Source organism: Cytobacillus spongiae (assembly GCF_021390075.1).
The window spans coordinates 3,483,418-3,503,030 of sequence record NZ_CP089997.1 but is presented as its reverse complement, the minus strand read 5'-3'; the positions used below and the strand labels follow the sequence as shown (position 1 = coordinate 3,503,030).

24 protein-coding genes and 2 riboswitches are annotated in these 19,613 nt (G+C 37.4%); of the genes, 20 read left to right on the top strand and 4 right to left on the bottom strand.

What is annotated here, in order from left to right; translation table 11 throughout:
• The first annotated feature begins 191 nt into the window (after nucleotides 1-191).
• The 18 genes from LS684_RS17755 (at nucleotide 192) to sufB (ending at nucleotide 16,289) form a co-directional block, all read left to right on the top strand.
• Nucleotides 192-551, top strand: a complete 360-nt coding sequence (locus tag LS684_RS17755; protein ID WP_233807981.1) for an arsenate reductase family protein — start codon at nucleotides 192-194, stop codon at nucleotides 549-551.
• A 98-nt stretch (nucleotides 552-649) separates the two neighbouring features.
• Complete coding sequence (gcvH, locus tag LS684_RS17750; RefSeq protein ID WP_233807980.1) at nucleotides 650-1,033, top strand: glycine cleavage system protein GcvH; 384 nt, start codon at nucleotides 650-652, stop codon at nucleotides 1,031-1,033.
• A 132-nt stretch (nucleotides 1,034-1,165) separates the two neighbouring features.
• On the top strand, nucleotides 1,166-1,405 hold the full coding sequence (locus LS684_RS17745) for a YusG family protein (RefSeq protein ID WP_233807979.1): 240 nt from the start codon (nucleotides 1,166-1,168) through the stop codon (nucleotides 1,403-1,405).
• A gap of 154 nt (nucleotides 1,406-1,559) precedes the next feature.
• A complete protein-coding gene (locus tag LS684_RS17740) occupies nucleotides 1,560-1,916 on the top strand; it encodes a toprim domain-containing protein (RefSeq protein ID WP_233807977.1) in 357 nt (118 codons plus the stop codon).
• Nucleotides 1,917-1,921: 5 nt separating this feature from the next.
• On the top strand, nucleotides 1,922-2,230 hold the full coding sequence (locus LS684_RS17735) for a thioredoxin family protein (RefSeq protein WP_233807976.1): 309 nt from the start codon (nucleotides 1,922-1,924) through the stop codon (nucleotides 2,228-2,230).
• A gap of 346 nt (nucleotides 2,231-2,576) precedes the next feature.
• Entirely contained in the window at nucleotides 2,577-3,848 is a 1,272-nt protein-coding gene (locus LS684_RS17730; RefSeq protein WP_233807975.1) for an MFS transporter, read from the top strand.
• Between the two features lie 217 nt (nucleotides 3,849-4,065).
• Nucleotides 4,066-4,410, top strand: coding sequence for an SCP2 sterol-binding domain-containing protein (locus tag LS684_RS17725; protein ID WP_233807971.1), 345 nt, complete (start codon nucleotides 4,066-4,068; stop codon nucleotides 4,408-4,410).
• Nucleotides 4,411-4,490: 80 nt separating this feature from the next.
• A riboswitch (SAM riboswitch) is annotated at nucleotides 4,491-4,590 on the top strand.
• 110 nt (nucleotides 4,591-4,700) lie between these two features.
• Entirely contained in the window at nucleotides 4,701-6,020 is a 1,320-nt protein-coding gene (locus LS684_RS17720; protein ID WP_233807969.1) for an O-acetylhomoserine aminocarboxypropyltransferase/cysteine synthase family protein, read from the top strand.
• Between the two features lie 110 nt (nucleotides 6,021-6,130).
• A riboswitch (SAM riboswitch) is annotated at nucleotides 6,131-6,239 on the top strand.
• A 168-nt stretch (nucleotides 6,240-6,407) separates the two neighbouring features.
• Nucleotides 6,408-7,433 (top strand): methionine ABC transporter ATP-binding protein, encoded by a 1,026-nt coding sequence (locus LS684_RS17715; protein ID WP_233807966.1) that lies wholly within the window; start codon nucleotides 6,408-6,410, stop codon nucleotides 7,431-7,433.
• Complete coding sequence (locus tag LS684_RS17710; RefSeq protein WP_233807964.1) at nucleotides 7,426-8,091, top strand: methionine ABC transporter permease; 666 nt, start codon at nucleotides 7,426-7,428, stop codon at nucleotides 8,089-8,091. Before LS684_RS17715 ends, LS684_RS17710 begins: the two co-directional genes overlap by 8 nt.
• Nucleotides 8,092-8,103: 12 nt before the next feature.
• Nucleotides 8,104-8,940, top strand: a complete 837-nt coding sequence (locus LS684_RS17705) for a MetQ/NlpA family ABC transporter substrate-binding protein (RefSeq protein WP_233807962.1) — start codon at nucleotides 8,104-8,106, stop codon at nucleotides 8,938-8,940.
• 434 nt (nucleotides 8,941-9,374) lie between these two features.
• Nucleotides 9,375-9,743: a carboxymuconolactone decarboxylase family protein gene (locus LS684_RS17700; protein WP_233807960.1), complete on the top strand. Its 369-nt coding sequence runs from the start codon at nucleotides 9,375-9,377 to the stop codon at nucleotides 9,741-9,743.
• 248 nt (nucleotides 9,744-9,991) lie between these two features.
• Nucleotides 9,992-10,132, top strand: a complete 141-nt coding sequence (locus tag LS684_RS17695) for a YuzK family famiily protein (RefSeq protein WP_233807958.1) — start codon at nucleotides 9,992-9,994, stop codon at nucleotides 10,130-10,132.
• Between the two features lie 922 nt (nucleotides 10,133-11,054).
• A complete protein-coding gene (gene sufC / locus LS684_RS17690; protein WP_233807956.1) occupies nucleotides 11,055-11,840 on the top strand; it encodes a Fe-S cluster assembly ATPase SufC in 786 nt (261 codons plus the stop codon).
• Between the two features lie 17 nt (nucleotides 11,841-11,857).
• Nucleotides 11,858-13,168, top strand: coding sequence for a Fe-S cluster assembly protein SufD (sufD, locus tag LS684_RS17685; protein WP_233807954.1), 1,311 nt, complete (start codon nucleotides 11,858-11,860; stop codon nucleotides 13,166-13,168).
• Nucleotides 13,168-14,397 carry a cysteine desulfurase gene (locus LS684_RS17680; protein WP_233807952.1) on the top strand — a complete coding sequence of 410 codons (1,230 nt, stop codon included), beginning with the start codon at nucleotides 13,168-13,170 and terminating at the stop codon, nucleotides 14,395-14,397. The genes sufD and LS684_RS17680 overlap by 1 nt, the downstream gene beginning before the upstream one ends.
• Nucleotides 14,387-14,824, top strand: a complete 438-nt coding sequence (gene sufU / locus LS684_RS17675; protein WP_233807950.1) for a Fe-S cluster assembly sulfur transfer protein SufU — start codon at nucleotides 14,387-14,389, stop codon at nucleotides 14,822-14,824. Before LS684_RS17680 ends, sufU begins: the two co-directional genes overlap by 11 nt.
• Nucleotides 14,825-14,891: 67 nt before the next feature.
• Nucleotides 14,892-16,289 carry a Fe-S cluster assembly protein SufB gene (gene sufB, locus LS684_RS17670; protein WP_233807948.1) on the top strand — a complete coding sequence of 466 codons (1,398 nt, stop codon included), beginning with the start codon at nucleotides 14,892-14,894 and terminating at the stop codon, nucleotides 16,287-16,289.
• An 88-nt stretch (nucleotides 16,290-16,377) separates the two neighbouring features.
• Here sufB and LS684_RS24165 read toward each other — a convergent pair whose 3' ends face one another.
• The 4 genes from LS684_RS24165 to LS684_RS17655 are packed head-to-tail and all read right to left on the bottom strand — an operon-like array spanning nucleotide 16,378 to nucleotide 17,535.
• Nucleotides 16,378-16,611: a tyrosine-type recombinase/integrase gene (locus LS684_RS24165; protein ID WP_267930425.1), complete on the bottom strand. Its 234-nt coding sequence runs from the start codon at nucleotides 16,609-16,611 to the stop codon at nucleotides 16,378-16,380.
• Between the two features lie 11 nt (nucleotides 16,612-16,622).
• A complete protein-coding gene (locus LS684_RS24160) occupies nucleotides 16,623-16,973 on the bottom strand; it encodes a tyrosine-type recombinase/integrase (protein WP_267930293.1) in 351 nt (116 codons plus the stop codon).
• 17 nt (nucleotides 16,974-16,990) lie between these two features.
• A complete protein-coding gene (locus tag LS684_RS17660; protein WP_233807944.1) occupies nucleotides 16,991-17,266 on the bottom strand; it encodes a hypothetical protein in 276 nt (91 codons plus the stop codon).
• Entirely contained in the window at nucleotides 17,236-17,535 is a 300-nt protein-coding gene (locus LS684_RS17655; RefSeq protein WP_233807943.1) for a hypothetical protein, read from the bottom strand. The genes LS684_RS17660 and LS684_RS17655 overlap by 31 nt, the downstream gene beginning before the upstream one ends.
• A gap of 213 nt (nucleotides 17,536-17,748) precedes the next feature.
• On the opposite strand from LS684_RS17655, the gene LS684_RS17650 reads away from it, so the two are divergent.
• Both LS684_RS17650 and LS684_RS17645 read left to right on the top strand, forming a co-directional pair.
• The gene (locus tag LS684_RS17650; protein ID WP_226669409.1) at nucleotides 17,749-18,357 is read left to right on the top strand and encodes a hypothetical protein; all 609 of its coding nucleotides are present in this window, start codon (nucleotides 17,749-17,751) and stop codon (nucleotides 18,355-18,357) included.
• 354 nt (nucleotides 18,358-18,711) lie between these two features.
• Nucleotides 18,712-19,527 carry a lipid II flippase Amj family protein gene (locus LS684_RS17645; RefSeq protein ID WP_233807942.1) on the top strand — a complete coding sequence of 272 codons (816 nt, stop codon included), beginning with the start codon at nucleotides 18,712-18,714 and terminating at the stop codon, nucleotides 19,525-19,527.
• The last annotated feature ends 86 nt before the right edge of the window (nucleotides 19,528-19,613 follow it).

Below are 19,613 nucleotides of genomic sequence, written 5' to 3'. Positions count from 1 at the left end.
CTTTTTTGTACAGATAAAGGGCTATCCAAGAAATAATAATGTAAATGAAGGAAAAGAGAAGAAAAAGTCGAATTATGTTTTGTACCTACTACTTCGTTTTATGAAATCTTCTCATAGATGTGGTACTATTCAAATAAGTGCTTGAAAGTACTTACAGAGTTTGGACAAGATAACAATGGGGTGGTGAAAAGATGTCATTAACATTTTATTGGTATCCAAAATGTGGTACATGTCGAAATGCAAAGAAATGGTTAGATGCGCACAATCTTTCCTATAACGAAGTACATATCGTAGAAAATCCTCCTTCAAAGGAACAATTGGAGAGTTTGTATCGAAAAAGTGGTTTTGACCTAAAAAAGTTTTTTAATACAAGTGGCCAAAAATATCGAGAGCTTGGCTTAAAGGACAAGGTTAAGACAGCTTCAGATGAAGAGCTACTAGAAATACTCGCAACAGACGGGATGCTCATTAAACGTCCAATTCTTACAGATGGAGAAAAAGTGACAGTAGGCTTTAAAGAAGAGGATTATGAAAAAATGTGGCTAGCTTGATCAAGATAGGCTTGCAAGCGCTCTTTTTTCATGCCATGATAAATTGGGAAATCGATTTTATCGATATAGATTAATTAGCAAAGATGGAGGGAATTAACATGAATACACCAAAGGAATTACGTTATTCAGAAGAGCATGAATGGGTAAAAGTAGAAGGCGAAAAAGTTCGTATTGGAATTACAGATTTCGCACAATCTGAACTAGGAGATATCGTGTTTGTTGAGCTTCCAGAGGTTGGCGACGAGCTAACTGCAGATGAGCCATTTGGAAGTGTAGAGTCTGTTAAAACGGTTTCAGAATTGTATGCTCCTATTAGCGGGAAAGTAGTGGAAGTGAACGAAGACTTAAATGATAGCCCAGAATTTGTTAATGAATCTCCTTATGAAAAAGCGTGGATGGTAGTAATTGAGCCATCTGATGCGAGTGAAATGGACAAGCTAATGACGGCTGAGCAATACGAAGAAATGATTAAAGAAGACTAATTGATTCAAGAAGCGTCCAGCGATGGGCGCTTTTTATTTTTGATAAATTAGAGGTAAGTTCCTAATAATGGATATCTATTCTCCTATTTAAAAGGGTAATCTAAAGGTAAATGGGAGAAAGGGTGTTTTTCAATGACATTAAAGCAGCAAAAGCTAGATATTACAGACCGTGTCATAGGGAGATTAGAAAATGGGGAAATCAAGCTTTTTCTTGAAAACGAACCAATTGGAAAGATGACATTGCCACAAGGATGTGTATTTCAGCTAGAGCACCATTTTGAGGCAAATGAGCAAAAAATATTTCAACATGTGACAGTAACAGAACAACCAGCAGCACGATATACAGATTGTGATGAAGGCGGATGGTGCTAATCATGGGCAGAGGGAATTCCCCCTGCTCATTTTCTGTGTGTATCAACCATTTGAATTGACAACTGCTAGAATAATGAAGGAAAAGCGCACTCCATAGCGAATAAAGAATATAGATATGGTATGATAACATAAATACACTCTATAGGTGATTAGCATGGATGGATTATCGACGGAAAAAGTAATTATTGTAGAAGGAACTTCCGATAGAAAGAAAGTGCATGCCATAATAAAAGAGCCTGTTGAAATTGTTTGTACGAATGGAACCATTAGCATGACCAAATTAGACGAACTTATTGACGAATTGTATGATAAGGATGTATACATTCTTGTTGATGCAGACGAAGCGGGAGAAAAGCTACGCAAGCAATTTAAGAGAGAATTTCCGGAAGCTGAGCATCTCTATATTGATAAGATGTATAGAGAAGTAGCAAGTGCTCCAGAGCATCATTTAGCGACCGTTTTACTCGGTGCTAATATCGATGTTTATACACAGTTTTTAGATAGAGGTTGATTTACATGCAAGAGTGGATACCAAATGATTTTTCGGAGAATATAGCTAAGGCAGAGATAACGTTCCTCTATATGTACACGCCATTATGCGGGACGTGTCAGATGGCTGGAAAAATGCTTCAAGTAGTAACGGAACTACTCCCTAATCAAAATTGGGGGAAAATTAATTTAAATTATATTCCTGATCACTCCGAAAGCTGGGAAGTTGAAAGTGTTCCGTGTTTAGCAGTATTTAAAAGCGGGGAGCTAATTGAAAAGATTTATGCCTTCCATTCGGTACCGTATTTGTTAGATAAATTAAAAAGTATTGAGTAAATCAGTTGCATGGATGCAGCTGATTTTTTTGTTAATGGATTCTTGATACTCATAAAACAGCCTAAAAACGTACAAATAGGATTATCATCCCCGAATAGTCTGATATACCATTTTTTCGCAGATACATTCGTAAATACGCTGTAATATAGAATGCTCACCACTGGTCACCAATATGCTATTTTCTTAGAATTGCTGTTTTCTCTCTAGAAGCCAATAGCAGTTGTTATCATCACTTTAGGTTCTTTCGTAATAATAGTTCAAATTTTTTCATTTTTTTATTTACTTTTCATCCCAGGTAGGATTATGATATTTAGGGATACGAAATAAATGAAGGGCGGTCTACCTCATGGCTTTTTATCAAGAATGGGTGGAGCAATTTAGAGGGTATAATAGAAATATACGCTTATCGATTTTAGCAAATGTGCTAACGCATATTGGGCTCGGTATTTTCATGGTTATATATAATTTTTATATACGAGAACTAGGTTATTCTGACCAAGTAAACGGTCAAGTCATCTCAATGACTTCATTAGCAACCGCATTCATTTTGATCCCTGCTGGGTTCCTTAGCGATCGGTATGGGAGGAAGCGAATCATGCTCTTTGGTGCAATTGCCACTGGGCTGATGTTGCTTACTAGAAGTTTAGTTGAGCTACAAAGCTTGCTTGTGTTATTTGCTTTCGGTACCGGTTTAACATCAGCTTTTCTCCAAGTATCTGCCATTCCATGGCTAGCTGAAAATTCGAAGCCAGAGCAGCGAGTACATTTGTTTAGCATGCACTTTGCAGTAATGACAGGAGCAAATGTAATTGGAAGTTTATTAGGTGGGATTTCTACAGATATCTTTTCAGTTTTTTTATCGGAGCTACAAAGTGTAAGAATGACATTAGTCTTTGGTTCGTTGATCTTTCTATTAGGATTCATACCAATTCTTCGCTTTAATGAACAAGTAGTAAGAACAAAGGATATCATTCAAAAGCCTAAAGAGCGTGTTATTCAAACATTCACAAAGCACCGTTCCGCTATTAAGATCGTTCTGTTGTTTGCTGTTGCTCAGCTTCTAATTGGCTTTGGAGCTGGACTTGTAATCCCTTACTTGAACCTGTACTTTGCGGATCGTTTCTCTGCACCCAATTCCATCATCGGCTTAGTCATATCATTAGGACAAGGAGCAACAATGATTGCCATGTTTATTGGTCCGATGGTAGTTAGAAGACTTGGAGAAGTAAAGTCAGTTGTTTTCCTTCAGCTACTCTCATTGCCATTTCTATTATTAACTGCCTATACACATAATTTATGGTTAGCAGCAATAGGGTTTTTATTTCGACAAGCGCTAATGAACGCGGGGAACCCTATTCAAATGTCATTAATGATGTCAAAAGTTGATGATTCAGTGAAAGGTCTTGCTAATTCAGTTAATCAGATGGTATTTCAACTAGGGTGGGCGTTTATGGGGCCAGTTTCAACTGGAATAGTCATCAAGTATGGATCATACTGGGGGTATGCAACGGTCTTTTCCATTACCGCTGTTCTCTACCTATTAGGATCACTCTATTTTTTCTTTGTGTTCAGAAGTTTTTCAAAGCCATCTAAGGTCACGACAGCAAAAGCAATTTAATGACATATTTCTTGGGAAATGACAGACAATGCTACAAAAAATGTAGTGTTGTCTTTTTTTGGAGATTTGTAAAGTATAAGGTAGCGTGATTCAAAATTTTTTGCATTTGTTTAGCGATTCGGCTTTTCTTGTATCTATTTGTCGATGAATAATTAAAGGAATGGAAGAAAAAGCGATGAATGTTTATAAATAGGAATATTTAAGGGGGTTGCAGTACTTGAGAGAAGAAGAGTTAGAGAGGTTTTTAACCGGGTACACAACTAAACAACACCTTTTGCTGTTAATGCAGCATAATAGGATGAATGTCCGAATCCAAACTGAGAATAATCAATTTGTATTAGCGTTCAATGAGAACATAGTAGAGCTTTTCGATTTTGAAGAAGATCAAAACTATGATGTGGAACTAGAAGGTTCTTACGACACAATCAGTTCAATATTGACAGGGGAACTTAAGCTTCGACAGGCAGCTCGGACAAATGACCTTTTGATTCGTGCTTCTTATCGAAAGCTACTCCTTTTAGAATCGATATTTTACCTTTCAAAGCCATATCGAGTAGTCTGAAAATTTAAAAAAACTGTTGACTTTAACAAAATTTTCATGTTACGATCGTTTTAGTCAATTAACTGATAAAACTGAATAGTTTCTTATCAAGAGAGGCGGAGGGACTGGCCCTACGAAGCCCGGCAACCGGTTTTTTACACGGTGCTAAATCCAGCAGAGCATAGCTCTGAAAGATAAGAAGAGATGACTATAATCCCTCTTCTTAATGAAGAGGGTTTTTTCATTTTCTTCTAGAGCAAGATTAGTTTTTGCTAATTTGTTAGCACAAAAAACAAAAGGGAGAGATGAGGATGTCAGAAAAACAAAAGAATTATCGATTAGAAACGTTAGGAGTACATGGGGGATTAACACCAGACCCAACTACGGGTGCAAGAGCGGTACCAATTTATCAAAATAATGCTTATCAATTCCGCAATACAGAACATGCCGCTGATTTATTTGCGCTTAAAGAGCCAGGATATATTTACTCGCGCATTCATAACCCAACTGTCACAGTATTTGAGGAACGAATCGCTCTCCTTGAAGGAGGGGGTGGGGCTTTAGCTGTTGCGAGTGGGATGGCTGCTATTACAACTGCCATTCTAAACGTAGCAGAAGCGGGTGACGAGATTGTCGCTGCTTCGAATCTCTATGGGGGAACATACAACTTATTTACTGTAACGCTTCCAAAGTATGGGATAACTGTAAAGCTTGTTGATTCAAGTGATGTGGAGAATTTCCGTCAAGCGATTACAGCAAAAACGAAGGCTGTATTTGCTGAAACAATTGGAAACCCAAGTCTACGCGTACTAGATATTGAGAAAGTGGCTAAGGTAGCTCATGAAAATGGGATCCCACTTATTGTGGATAACACATTTGCCACACCATATCTATGTCGTCCAATAGACTACGGAGCTGATATTGTTGTTCATTCGGCAACGAAATGGCTCCTTGGCAATGGAACAACATTAGGAGGGGTCATTGTTGATGGAGGAAAGTTTGATTGGAATTCTCCAAAGTTCCCATCTTTCATTAAGCCAGATCCAAGTTATCATGACATTGTCTATAGTGAGGCACTTGGTCCATTGGCATATATCGTGAAAGCGCGTGTTCAGCTATTAAGAGACTTAGGGCCCTCTCTTAGTCCACAAAATGCATTTCAATTTACTTTAGGTTTAGAAACTCTTCATGTACGTATGAAGGAGCATGTGGCAAATGCAAGAAAGGTTATCCACTATTTAGAATCACATCCAGCCGTGAACTGGGTGGGGCATCCCGAGCATGAAAAGCACCCAGATGTGAAACTAGCTGAAAAATACCTACCAAAAGGGGCTGGCTCTGTTCTTGTTTTTGGAATTGCAGGTGGAAGAGAAGCAGGTGCGAAATTTATTAACCAGCTGGAGCTTTGGGCACATGTGGCGAATGTGGGAGATGCGAAGAGCTTGGTCATTCATCCAGCTAGTACGACCCATCAGCAGCTAGATTCAGAAGGCTTGAAAAAAGCGGGCGTTTCAGAAGATCTTATTCGCCTATCTGTTGGAATTGAAAATGTTGAGGATTTAATTGATGATCTAGAACAAGCACTTGAAATAGCTACTGGTATTTCTTCATCTGTTGCAGCTAAGGTATAAGATTCCATCATTTTTTTCGTTGACACCCCTTTTTATCCATGATACGATAAATTTCGTAATTTAAAAAATACTTACTTCGTTTAAAGTGTTAATTGAATATAGAATGTTTGCTCTTATCCAGAGAGGTGGAGGGATGTGCCCTATGAAGCCCGGCAACCGTCAGTGAAAATCTGAAATGGTGCCAATTCACACAAAGCTGTTTGCTTTGGAAGATGAGAGAAAGGAAACGAACGTATGCCTTTCTGCTCATGAGTAGAAAGGCTTTTTTGTTTTTTTGAACATTTCACCTATATAGGAAGATGGATAAGATGATGACCTTTGAATGAATTATCCAATTGATTCAAAGGATAACAGCATAGACGAAGGGATAAAAGGGGTGGTAAACAAATGATCTCGATACAGAATGTTAAAAAAATATACTCATCCAAAAATGGTCAGGTTGTTGCAGTAGATGATGTTAACCTTCAAATTAAAGAGGGTGAGATTTTCGGTGTGATTGGTTACAGTGGTGCGGGAAAAAGTACACTTATTCGCATGTTAAATGGCCTTGAACTCCCATCTGAAGGTACGGTGACGGTTGCTGGAAACGAAGTATCTAAAGTTAAAGGAGAGAAACTTCGCAAAGCACGTCATGAAATTAGCATGATTTTTCAGCATTTTAATTTATTATGGTCACGAACAGTCCGCGAGAACATTGCTTTCCCACTAGAAATTGCAGGAGTTGCAAGTAATGAGCGTCGCACACGCGTCGATGAGTTAATTAAGCTTGTAGGACTTGAAGGACGAGAAGATGCCTACCCATCTCAACTGAGTGGAGGACAGAAGCAGCGAGTAGGGATTGCAAGAGCACTTGCAAATAACCCGAAAGTACTTTTATGTGATGAGGCAACATCTGCTCTTGATCCACAAACGACCGATTCTATTTTAGAACTCTTGGTAGATATTAATGCACGCCTCGGCTTAACGATTGTCTTAATCACTCATGAAATGCATGTAATTCGAAAAATTTGTCATCAGGTAGCTGTGATGGAGTCTGGACAAATTGTTGAGATGGGTCCAGTACTAGATGTGTTTAAACATCCCAAACAGTCCATTACGAAGCGATTTGTTCAACAAGTAACAGAACCTGAAGAAACGAAAGAAACGATTGAGCATCTACTGGAGCAATATCCACAGGGGAAGGTTGTTCAATTGACCTTTGTAGGTGAAGCAGCTGAACAGCCGCTCATTACCAACCTCATTCGAAAGCATGATGTAAGTGTAAATATCCTTCAAGGGAAAATATCACAAACACAGAATGGGTCCTATGGAACATTATTCATCCATATAGATGGAGAGCTGAATGAAGTGACAAGAGCAATGGAATTTCTTCATTCCCAGCAAGTTGGAGTGGAGGTGATTTCTAATGGCTGAGCTTTTTCCAAATGTTAATTGGGAATCCATGATAGAAGCAACGAAAGAAACTTTATATATGACAGCCATTTCCGTGGCAGTAACTTTCGTATTAGGTATCATATTAGGATTGCTCTTATTTCTAACAGCGAAGGGGAATATTTGGGAGAATAACTTCGTGAATAAAATAATAGGCGGGTTCGTGAATATTTTTCGATCCATTCCTTTTATTATCTTAATTGTCCTATTAATTCCGTTTACTAAATTCATTGTAGGCACGATGATTGGAGAAAATGCAGCATTACCAGCACTAGTCATTGGTGCAGCTCCCTTTTATGCGAGAATGGTCGAAATCGGACTAAGGGAAATTGATAAAGGGGTTATTGAGGCAGCAAAATCAATGGGAGCTAAAACATCAACGATTATTTGGAAGGTTCTTCTGCCGGAATCAATGCCTGCATTAGTTTCGGGTATAACCGTTACAGCTATTGCTCTAGTAGGCTATACGGCAATGGCAGGTGTCATCGGAGCTGGTGGGCTTGGAAATCTAGCTTACTTAGAAGGATTTCAAAGAGGTCGCAATGATGTCACCTTTATGGCGACAATCGTAATTTTAATAATTGTATTTATCATTCAATTTATTGGTGATTACGTCACTTCCAAACTAGACAAACGATAGGAGAGACAAAAAATGAAAAAATGGGTAAGTTCAATTTTAACATTCGCAGTAGTTTTGGTTTTAGCTGCATGTGGTACTTCAGATGAAGGAAAATCAGGTGACAAAGCAGCTGATCAGAAGAAAATTGTTGTTGGAGCATCAAATGTTCCACATGCAGAAATCTTAGAGCAAGTAAAACCTCTTTTGGAAGAAAAGGGCATTGAGCTTGAAATTCAACCATTCCAAGATTATGTATTGCCAAACAAGGCGTTAGCAGATAATGAATTAGATGCGAACTACTTTCAGCACATTCCATATTTAGAAGCGCAAATTGCTGAAAACGGGTATGATTTTGTGAATGCTGGTGGAATTCATATTGAACCAATTGGCGTTTACTCTAAAAAGTATAAAAGCTTAGATGAACTACCTGAAGGTGCTACGATCATCATGAGTAATTCTGTTGCAGACCATGGACGTATTTTGACAATGCTTGAAAAAGAAGGATTAATTACGTTAAAAGAAGGCATTGAGAAAGTGAAAGCAACAGTTGCAGATATTGAAGAAAATGAGAAAAATCTAAATTTCGATACGGAATATGAAGCAGCATTATTACCACAAATTTATAACAATGATGAAGGTGACGCAGTTCTCATTAACTCTAACTATGCAATTGATGCTGGATTAAACCCAACAGAGGATGCCATTGCGATTGAAGGGGAGCAATCACCATATGTAAATGTGATTGCTGTACGTTCTGGGGACGAGAATAGTGAAGAAATCAATGCTCTAGTTGAAGTATTACGATCGAAAGAAATTCAAGATTTTATTTTAGAAAAGTATGAAGGTGCTGTTGTTCCGGTCACAGAATAATTGACTTCAAATGGTACTAAAGAAAATCCTAGAACAACATGCCGATAAATTTACTAAACAGGGTCTAGCATAGGCCCTGTTTTTTTTAGGGTATTTTCTAAAAGAATATTGTATCACCCCAAGAAAGATTCCCTTCTTCATACGATAGCTGGCAGGTTGGAGCGGAAGAGTGCGAGACACTTGAGGGAGCAGTGGGACAGTTGAGATCCCACAGGCTAAGCCGAGGATACTCACCGTACGTCTTACGGAAAGCAAGGACCTGGAGCGGAAACTGAGCATGTTTCAAAAAGCTACAACGGATAGGAAAACAGATTTTTTAAAAGAATAGTTTGTTTCCTATTCAAACATACTAACGAAGAAAAAGTCTTAGCTTTCAGAGTGAGTATGTCTAAAGAAAGCTTCTTATTATGAATATGATGGGAGTTGTGAATAAAATGGAACATCAATATGAAGCAAATAATTCAATACAAGGTGCACTACATGACTATAAGCTAGGCTTAGGAGTTTTTACGGAGAAGATGCCTGAACTCGCTCATCATTATCATGCATTTACTGAAGAATGCTTTAAAGCTGGTTCGCTTTCGCAAAAAGATAAGCAATTAATTGCGCTTGGAATTAGTCTATATTCACAAGATGAGTATTGCATCATTTATCATGTCAAGGGCTGTATAGATCAAGGGGCTACAGAAGAGGAAATATTGGAAGCTGTTGGAGTTACTGCTGCATTCGGCGGAGGTGCTGCAATGAGTCAAGCGGTAACGTTAGTTCAAGAAGCAATGACAGAATTAAATAATTTACAATAGAAATTGCATAATCAAGAAGAATAGGGAGTTATTTTCCAAAATGATAAGAACGCTGGAGGTGAGTGTTTTACACTCTCTCCTATCCATACATACCCTTATTTTCAACGGTTTTCCCGCTTTGTAACGTACAACGATTCAATGATAACATAATAATTGTTTAAACGAATCGCTTATGCGAGAAAAACCGAAAGGATGGATTCATTATCAGTCAGTTACAACTCAATTATACAAGTGAGATGGAAAAGGCTATGCATGGGGCCCATGGAGTTGGCTATGAATTATATCGTCGAAAGCACGAGGTTCGAATGAGAGTAGAACAGAAAAGACAGGAAGACTATGTCGAAAGCCAACGCATGATTGCTGACTTAGATCGAAAATTAAACTCATAAAAATGAAAAGTGACAATTAAGTGAATAGAGCAAAAGAAACGAGTGAGAGGCTGGGATATAAGTATTTCAGTCGATGGTATATCCGAACGATTAGGAGTTATCTCCTTACTAGTTCGGGTATTTTTGTTTGTTTGGAAATCAAATTTTTAAAATAGTGGAATGGAGCGGAAGACACTCGACTACTAAGGGAAATAGAGGAAAGGCAGCGAGGAGACTCAGATTCCTCCCCGCGGAAAGCGAGTGTCTGCAGCGCATTTACAACCAAACTATATGAAAAAAGTCGTTGTTCGTCTTTGAGAAAGTGTCATTTAGTTATGTCACAGCCTCATGGAAAAAATCCATTGTTCTCTGCTTGAATCAGACGCATTTCGTCAGTATGTACTTGACAGGATTTAGGATTTAGTACAAACATCATCTATGAGAAGCAATTTTAGTATGGATTCGACTTGCTGGAATGATTGAAATTCATTCTCAATAAGATACTGATAAATGAGAATAGTTTTCAATTGTTTTTTCTTTTTACTACATGGATTAAGAACTTAATGGGTAAAATAAGATAGTCTTTTTTTTGAAAGCACCAACACAATAATGAAATGACTTACTGATAGATTAATCGTTGCTTCTCTGTAGAATTCTAGGCCGAAAATTAATGAATTTATTAAAAGTATAAAAGTTTTTCACTATGTTCAACTTGTAAAATATCTTATCCTATAAATAATGTAATTCAAGTGAGCTATTTTCTTTTTTTATTTCGTGTTTAAAAGTTCATGTAAATTAAAGAAGTAAACACTGCTAAAGAGTTGCTAACAAATTTCATTTGTTATAAGATTGTAATGAGAATAAAATGAGAATAAGAAGTGTTGGCATGATTTGCTAAAAAATATGCAGGTACAAATCTTTTTTTATTGATGGAGGTATAACAATGGCAGGATCTACTTTAACGATTAAAGATCTTCATGTTCAAATTGAAGGGAAAGAAATTTTAAAAGGTGTAAACCTTGAAGTAAAAGGTGGAGAAATTCACGCAATTATGGGACCTAACGGAACAGGTAAATCTACTTTATCTTCTGCAATTATGGGTCATCCAAAATATGAAATTACACAAGGTAGCGTTACTTTAGATAATGAAGATGTTCTTGAAATGGAAGTTGATGAGCGTGCTCGTGCTGGTCTATTCCTAGCAATGCAGTATCCAAGTGAAATTAACGGTGTTACAAATGCTGATTTCCTTCGTTCTGCTCTAAATAGCCGTCTTGGCGAAGGAAATGAAATTTCATTAATGAAATTCATCCGTAAAATGGACAAAAATATGGAATTTCTTGAAATGGACCAAGATATGGCACAACGTTATTTAAATGAAGGTTTCTCTGGTGGAGAAAAGAAGCGTAACGAAATTCTTCAATTAATGATGTTAGAACCGAAGATGGCTATTTTAGATGAGATTGACTCTGGTCTTGATATTGATGCATTAAAGGTAGTATCAAAAGGAATTAACGAAATGCGCGGTGAGGAATTTGGTTGCTTAATTATCACTCACTACCAAAGACTACTGAACTATATTACTCCTGACTTTGTACACGTAATGATGCAAGGGCGCATTGTAAAATCAGGGGGACCTGAGCTTGCACAACGCTTAGAAGCAGAAGGATATGACTGGATCAAACAAGAACTAGGTATTGAAGACGAAACAGTTGGGCAAGAAGCGTAAGCGTTAGGGGGATTATAATGACTATTGAGACAAAACTAGCGTTTGATCAAGAGTATGTTCAATCTTTTTCAAACGAAATGGGCGAACCGGCATGGCTAACTGAGCTACGTGTCAATGCTCTTGAAAATCTTGATGCGCTACCAATGCCAAAACCGGATAAAACGAAAATTGACAAGTGGAACTTTACACAATTCGAAAAGCATCTTGTGAAAAGCGACGATTTTGCGTCTTTAGACGAGCTTCCAGCTGATGTGAAAGCATTAGTTGATACAGAGGCTGCTGAGCAAAATCTATATATTCAACGCAATAATCGACCAAGCTATCTTTCTGTAACACAAGAATTAAAAGACAAAGGTGTAATCTTTGTTGATATTTTTACAGCTGCTAGAGAGCATGGAGAGCTATTGAAGAAATATTTCATGACCGATGCAGTAAAGGTAGATGAACACCGACTTACAGCATTACATGCGGCTTTAATGAATGGTGGAGCTTTCTTATATGTACCTAAAAACGTAGAAGTAACTGAACCGATTCAAGCTGTCTATGTACATGATGATACAGAAGCAAATGTATTTAATCATGTAATTGTTGTAGCAGATGATAATAGTTCAGTTACATATGTTGAAAACTACATTTCAACTGTTGAAACTGCAGGAAGCCAATTCAACATCATTTCAGAAGTTATTGCAAATGGAAATGCAAAAGTGACTTATGGTGCTGTTGATACGCTTGCAAAAGGTGTAACAACATATGTAAACCGCCGTGGTGTAGCTGGAAGAGATGCGAAAATTGAGTGGGCACTTGGCTTAATGAATGATGGCAACACCATTTCAGAAAATGTAACAAACCTTATGGGTGATGGCTCACATGGAGATACAAAGACCGTTGTAGTTGGCCGAGGAGAGCAAATACAAAACTTTACAACAAGTGTCGTTCACTTTGGGAAAAATTCTGAAGGATATATCTTGAAGCACGGTGTAATGAAGGATCAAGCAACTTCTATCTTTAACGGAATCGGAAAGATTGAGCATGGTGCCTCTAAGTCTAACGCTGAGCAGGAATCTCGTGTATTAATGCTTAGTGAAAAAGCTCGCGGTGATGCGAATCCAATTCTTCTTATTGATGAAGATGATGTAACAGCAGGTCACGCTGCATCAGTTGGACGTGTAGATCCAGTTCAGCTTTACTACTTAATGAGCCGTGGGATTCCGCAAAAAGAAGCGGAGCGTTTGGTCATTCATGGATTCCTTGCACCAGTTGTTAATGAGCTTCCTATTGAAGGGGTTAAAAAGCAGCTAGTGGAAGTTATCGAAAGGAAAGTTAAGTAATGAATATCCAAGATATTCGCCAAATGTTTCCGATTCTCAATCAAGAAGTCAACGGAAATCCGCTCGTATATCTTGATAGTGCGGCAACTTCTCAAAAACCAGTGCAAGTTATTGAGGCATTGGATCAATATTACCGAGAGTATAATTCTAATGTTCATCGCGGGGTTCATACCCTGGGTACAAAAGCAACCGATGGATACGAAGGAGCTCGTGAGAAGGTCCGCAAATTCATACATGCGAAATCAACGGAAGAGATTATTTTTACCCGTGGGACAACTACGGCGTTAAATACAGTTGCTATGAGCTACGGACATGCGAACCTATCTGAAGGGGACGAAATCGTGATTTCCTATATGGAACATCACAGCAATATTATCCCATGGCAACAAGTAGCTAAACATACTGGTGCAACGTTAAAGTATCTCCCGTTACAAGAGGATGGAACGATTTCATTAGACGATGTTCGACAAACCGTAACTGCTAATACGAAAATCGTATCTATTATGCAAGTCTCCAATGTATTGGGTGTAATGAACCCAATAAAAGATATTGCGAAAATTGCTCATGAAAATGATGCAGTTATGGTAGTAGATGGAGCGCAAAGTGCACCACATATGAAAATTGATGTACAGGACCTAGACTGTGATTTCCTAGCATTCTCTGGACATAAAATGTGTGCTCCGACGGGAATCGGTGTCCTTTATGGAAAAAAAGAGCTTTTAGAAAAAATGGAGCCTGTTGAATTTGGTGGAGAAATGATTGACTTTGTCGGTCTATACGAATCTACCTGGAAAGAGCTTCCTTGGAAGTTTGAAGGGGGAACACCAATAATTGCGGGTGCGATTGGACTAGGGGCAGCTATCGACTTTTTAGAAGAAATCGGTTTAGACCAAATTGAAGCACATGAGCATAAATTGGCTAAATACGCATTAGAAAAAATGTCGACCATCGAAGGAATGACTATCTATGGACCGATGGATCCTGAGAAACGTGCAGGGCTTGTCACATTTAATATGGATGATGTTCATCCACATGATGTGGCAACCGTGTTAGATGCAGAAGGGATTGCTGTTCGTGCAGGTCATCACTGTGCGCAGCCATTAATGAAATGGTTGAAAGCTTCTGCTACTGCTCGTGCAAGCTTCTATCTCTATAACACTGAGGAAGATATTGATAAGCTAGTTAACGGGCTAGTCAAAACAAAGGAGTATTTTAGCAATGTCTTTTAATAATTTAGATACTCTTTATCGACAAGTCATAATGGACCATTATAAAAACCCTAGAAACAAAGGGGTTTTAACAGAAGATGGTAGTTTAACGATAAATATGAATAACCCAACTTGTGGAGACCGTATTCAATTAACATTAAAGGTTGAAAATGGAATCGTTGAGGATGCAAAGTTTGATGGAGAAGGCTGCTCCATCTCTATGTCTTCCGCATCGATGATGACACAAGCAATTAAAGGCAGGAATATGGAAGAGGCGATCAAGCTCTCAAAAGTATTTTCTGACCTGATGCAAGGAAATGAATATGACGAAGATCTTGATCTTGGTGATATCGAGGCATTACAAGGGGTTTCTAAATTCCCGGCTCGTATTAAATGTGCAACTTTAGCTTGGAAGGCAATGGAAAAAGGGCTAAAGGAACAACAATAAAAGTATATAGCTAGCAGGATGGTGGATGGGTCCACATCCTCTTCTATAAGAATGGAGGAACACGACAATGGCGAAAAAAATGCCTGAGATCGGTGATTATAAATATGGCTTTGCCGATAAAGACGTTTCCATATTCCGATCTAAGCGTGGTCTAACGCGTGAAATCGTAGAAGAAATTTCTAAAATGAAAAATGAACCGCAGTGGATGCTGGATTTCCGTTTGAAATCATTAGAGCATTTCTACAATATGCCAATGCCACAATGGGGTGGAGACTTAGCCTCGTTAAATTTTGATGAAATTACGTATTACGTAAAGCCATCAGAAAAATCGGAGCGTTCTTGGGATGAAGTTCCTGAAGAAATCAAGCAAACGTTTGATAAGCTTGGAATCCCTGAAGCTGAGCAAAAGTATTTAGCTGGTGTATCTGCACAGTACGAATCTGAGGTTGTATACCATAACATGCAAGAAGACCTTGAAGCTCAAGGAATTGTGTTTAAGGATACAGACTCTGCCTTACGAGAAAATGAAGATATTTTCCGTGAACACTGGGCTAAAGTCATTCCTCCAACAGATAATAAATTCGCAGCACTTAACTCAGCCGTTTGGTCTGGTGGATCATTCATTTATGTTCCAAAAGGCATAAAAGTAGAGACGCCACTTCAAGCGTATTTCCGTATTAACTCTGAAAATATGGGACAGTTTGAGCGTACGTTAATTATTGTTGATGAAGGTGCTCATGTACACTATGTTGAAGGATGTACAGCTCCTGTATACACAACCAATTCACTTCACAGCGCCGTTGTTGAAATCATCATCAAGAAGGATGCATATTGCCGTTATACTACGATTCAAAACTGGGCAAACAACGTATACAACCTTGTAACAAAGCGTGCAGTATGTGAAGCTAACGCAACGATGGAATGGATCGACGGGAACATCGGTTCTAAATTAACAATGAAGTATCCGGCTGTTGTTTTAAAAGGTGAAGGTGCTCGTGGAATGACATTATCCATCGCGCTAGCTGGTAAAGGACAACATCAGGATGCAGGTGCAAAGATGATTCACCTAGCACCAAACACATCTTCAACAATCGTTTCTAAATCGATCTCCAAACAAGGTGGAAAAGTAACGTATCGCGGAATCGTACACTTCGGGCGTAAAGCAGAGGGTGCACGTGCAAACATCGAATGTGATACGTTAATTATGGATAATCAATCAACATCTGATACCATTCCATACAACGAGATCATGAACGATAACATCTCTTTAGAGCACGAAGCAAAAGTTTCAAAAGTATCTGAAGAGCAACTATTCTATCTAATGAGCCGCGGGATTTCTGAAGAAGAAGCTACAGAAATGATCGTAATGGGCTTTATCGAACCATTCACTAAAGAACTTCCAATGGAATATGCGGTTGAAATGAATCGTTTAATCAAGTTCGAGATGGAAGGGTCTATTGGATAAAAAAGATATAACCTTTTTATATCAAGGGTTTGAGAGGTTTTTATAAAGTGTGAAATTATCATCGTGCCGATTTCATGCCGATTTGATTTTATCTTTTAGTGTAGGAGGCGAACTTTTTAAGTTCGTCTTCTTCTATTTTTTCGGTGATATCAAGATAAGTATCTGCTGTTGTTTTAATGGTTTTATGCCCAAGTCGATTTGAAACATATTTTAAACTTACACCTGATTCAAGCATCAGAACAGCATGTGTATGTCTAAAACCGTGGGTGCCTTTACAATCAACACCTGCTTTTTTACAATAATCTTGCATTGTTTCACGGATAATTGAAGGTGTTAAATAATTCCCTTATAATTTTGAAAGATTATGCCCTCATTATTTTTATAAAACCTCGGATTTCCTAAAATCAATTCATTTTGCTTCATCTTATACTTCTTCAATTCACGTAATACTTCATCTTCAATTTTTATTGTGCGATATGATGAAGAGTTTTTTAATGTTGTCAATTTCACTTTGTTATTATCGTCACGACTTGTTTGTTTATCTATTGTTATTTTATCACCATCAATATCCGACCATCTTAAGGCTAATGCTTCACTTATTCTTAATCCCGTTTTGCTTAAGAAAAACATAAGCATGTAATATAGTTGATAATCAGGAAAGCGCTGATGCTTATAGATTTTCATGAAATCCAATAATTGATTTAATTCCTGAAGGCTAAAATATTTACCTTTTCCTTTTTTATAGCAACAGCATCTTGAACAGGAACTTTTAATTTATCGGCAGGGTTTTTTTCAAGCACTTCAAGTTCATGTACAGCATGATGCAAAATACTTTTCATAACTGAAAGATATTTCAATCTCGAACCAAATGAATATTTCTCATTCCCGTCTTTATCTATTTCTCCGAATGTTGTAATCCATCTTTTTATTTCAGTTCTTTTGATCGTCATAATTTTTTTATCTCCGAAAGTGGGCATGATGTGATTTCTAATATAATCACTTCAAGTTGTACAAATGTTGATTCCTTAACACTTGCTTTTTTATGCTCAAGCCAATCTTTCACAGCATCTTCAAACAACATATTTCTGTCATTTAAAGTTTGACCGTAATAGATTCGCTCTTCAACTTTTGTCGCTTCAATTTCAGCTTCCTTTTTCGTACGAAATGTTCCGATACTTCTTTCCTTACCATCCTTAGATACACGCGCCTGCCATTTTCCACTGGGTAACTTTCTGAATGTAGCCATTTTTCCTTATCTCCTTTCATTCCTGTAACATTATCTTGATAACGCTTTTTATAGCAATTAGATACCAAAGGTGATAATGCGAATAACAAGTTATTGGGTGAGAAAAGTCCATGAGTGAGTATATTTATAAAATTATAGGTGCGCCATCGAAGAATATTACAGCATTGAAAACAAAATATAATTTCAAAGAAATGAAAAGGGTAAGGTGGAAACGTGAAAATCAATAATTTGAATGTACTTGAAAAAGTTCAAGGATTTATTAGACCGCCAGAAGAAAACCTGCTCGGAATTTCTCTAAGTTATCAAGATGTTCTGGCGTTAAATAGCTTGATCAGACGTTTGAACATAAATGGGAAAACTGATCCTTATGGTGAAACCATACGAAAAGCGATTGATGAACGACATGTACTTAAAGAGGTAACACTGTCAAAGACAGGGCGGCATATTAACCAAGGCACGGTCTGGCTTGAAAAGGATGTGCGGAAAGCTTTATTAAAAGAAGCAAATAAATTAGGATTGGAACCAACTGAGTATATCCGTGGAATTATTTATAGTCTTAATCAAAAGTTAGCACAAGAAGAAATAGAAGAACGTGAAGTCCAAAATCAACTCAGACATGATAACAGGAAGATACCAATTCAAATAATACTGGATAAAGAACTAAGAGATAAATTATATAAGCGGTTCGATAAAGAGTTGAAGGACAAGGAGTTACTGGAAAGAGTAAAGAGAAGACCGTCACCTAGAAACGGAACTACTTTGGAAGATAGAATGCTTGCAGAATTGTTGAACAATCATTTACTGGAGTATTTGAGCAAATGATTGCCCTTTTTGAAAGCCCCCCCCTATGTAATGTTCTCTAGTACATGATGGGATTAACGGCGGCAAGGGAACCTTTTCCGACCAATCAGAAAATCCTCTAATTTTTTTTATAAAAAAGTTAGGTATCTTTTCAAGTTTATCGTTAGGTAGCTTTTCTATCTATTTATTAGAATTAAAACCCTTCAATCTTTAAGCAGCTATATATTTAGCTGCTCTTTTTTTTATATGACTGAATGCATTACTGTGGTAAATAAAGATATTTTTTTGACTAGCCTGCCTTAGTGCAAGTAGAAAATTGAATCTTATGGTAAAATTAGGACATTAAATTCATATGCAAAAGAAGGTAATACCTTAATGGAGTTCTTAACTGAAAAATTATTAATTATAGCTTTGTTTATTTTTATCATCCATTCGATAGAAACACTTGCCTATGCTGTGAGGTTATCGGGTGCAAGAGTTAAAATGATTGCATCAGCTTTATCTCTTTTTAACATTATGGTCATTGTTTCTAGACTAGCTAATATGATGCAACAACCTTTTACTGGTAGCCTAATTGATACTGCACCAAAGGAAAATGCTCTGGAGTTTGTAGAAACTCAATTTCGAATTCTTATTGGTGCATCGACAGTTGGAACATTATTTGGAATAATTCTGCTTCCTACTTTTATCGCATTATTTTCAAGAGCAATCATTCATTTATCAGAGGAAAAAGGTTCTGTACCTTCATTAATGAAAAGAATTTTTTCTTTACAGTACATAAAGCGCGGCATAACACATTTTAGTTTACCTAAGTTTTCATACTTACAGGATACTAGAGTAAAGGATATACCAATAAAACTATTTTGTGTAAATATGATAATAACTGCCATCTATACCATTGGTGTATTATCAGCATTATATGCAGCCTTAATAGCTCCTGAAAGAGCTTCTACGGCTATTATGGCATCAGGTTTAATTAATGGTATAGCAACAATACTTTTAGTTATTTTTATAGACCCGAAAATTTCTGTGATAGCTGACGATGTTGTTAATCAAAGAGGAAGTTACAATAAGCTAAAAAATATGTCACTAATGATGGTAACATCAAGGTTATTAGGTACAGTGCTTGCTCAATTGTTATTCATTTGGGGAGCAGAATATATAGCTTGGTTCACAAAGTTTATTGTGTAGATCAGGATTTTATAATGGGATTTGACTTAATGTGTTATTCATCTAATAGATTGAAAAAAGAATTTCAAATCCTTCTATTATATATC

Excerpts from the sequence above, each read along its gene's own strand:
- LS684_RS17740 (WP_233807977.1), top strand. The coding sequence starts at position 1,560 with ATGGATGGATTATCGACGGAAAAAGTAATTATTGTAGAAGGAACTTCC.
- sufU (WP_233807950.1), top strand. The coding sequence starts at position 14,387 with ATGTCTTTTAATAATTTAGATACTCTTTATCGACAAGTCATAATGGAC.
- LS684_RS17720 (WP_233807969.1), top strand. The coding sequence starts at position 4,701 with ATGTCAGAAAAACAAAAGAATTATCGATTAGAAACGTTAGGAGTACAT.
- sufD (WP_233807954.1), top strand. The coding sequence starts at position 11,858 with ATGACTATTGAGACAAAACTAGCGTTTGATCAAGAGTATGTTCAATCT.
- sufC (WP_233807956.1), top strand. The coding sequence starts at position 11,055 with ATGGCAGGATCTACTTTAACGATTAAAGATCTTCATGTTCAAATTGAA.
- LS684_RS17700 (WP_233807960.1), top strand. The coding sequence starts at position 9,375 with ATGGAACATCAATATGAAGCAAATAATTCAATACAAGGTGCACTACAT.
- LS684_RS17680 (WP_233807952.1), top strand. The coding sequence starts at position 13,168 with ATGAATATCCAAGATATTCGCCAAATGTTTCCGATTCTCAATCAAGAA.
- LS684_RS17705 (WP_233807962.1), top strand. The coding sequence starts at position 8,104 with ATGAAAAAATGGGTAAGTTCAATTTTAACATTCGCAGTAGTTTTGGTT.
- LS684_RS17695 (WP_233807958.1), top strand. The coding sequence starts at position 9,992 with ATGCATGGGGCCCATGGAGTTGGCTATGAATTATATCGTCGAAAGCAC.
- LS684_RS17755 (WP_233807981.1), top strand. The coding sequence starts at position 192 with ATGTCATTAACATTTTATTGGTATCCAAAATGTGGTACATGTCGAAAT.
- gcvH (WP_233807980.1), top strand. The coding sequence starts at position 650 with ATGAATACACCAAAGGAATTACGTTATTCAGAAGAGCATGAATGGGTA.
- LS684_RS17710 (WP_233807964.1), top strand. The coding sequence starts at position 7,426 with ATGGCTGAGCTTTTTCCAAATGTTAATTGGGAATCCATGATAGAAGCA.
- LS684_RS24160 (WP_267930293.1), bottom strand. The coding sequence starts at position 16,973 with ATGAAAATCTATAAGCATCAGCGCTTTCCTGATTATCAACTATATTAC.
- sufB (WP_233807948.1), top strand. The coding sequence starts at position 14,892 with ATGGCGAAAAAAATGCCTGAGATCGGTGATTATAAATATGGCTTTGCC.
- LS684_RS17730 (WP_233807975.1), top strand. The coding sequence starts at position 2,577 with ATGGCTTTTTATCAAGAATGGGTGGAGCAATTTAGAGGGTATAATAGA.
- LS684_RS17735 (WP_233807976.1), top strand. The coding sequence starts at position 1,922 with ATGCAAGAGTGGATACCAAATGATTTTTCGGAGAATATAGCTAAGGCA.
- LS684_RS17655 (WP_233807943.1), bottom strand. The coding sequence starts at position 17,535 with ATGGCTACATTCAGAAAGTTACCCAGTGGAAAATGGCAGGCGCGTGTA.
- LS684_RS17660 (WP_233807944.1), bottom strand. The coding sequence starts at position 17,266 with ATGCCCACTTTCGGAGATAAAAAAATTATGACGATCAAAAGAACTGAA.
- LS684_RS17745 (WP_233807979.1), top strand. The coding sequence starts at position 1,166 with ATGACATTAAAGCAGCAAAAGCTAGATATTACAGACCGTGTCATAGGG.
- LS684_RS17645 (WP_233807942.1), top strand. The coding sequence starts at position 18,712 with ATGGAGTTCTTAACTGAAAAATTATTAATTATAGCTTTGTTTATTTTT.
- LS684_RS17715 (WP_233807966.1), top strand. The coding sequence starts at position 6,408 with ATGATCTCGATACAGAATGTTAAAAAAATATACTCATCCAAAAATGGT.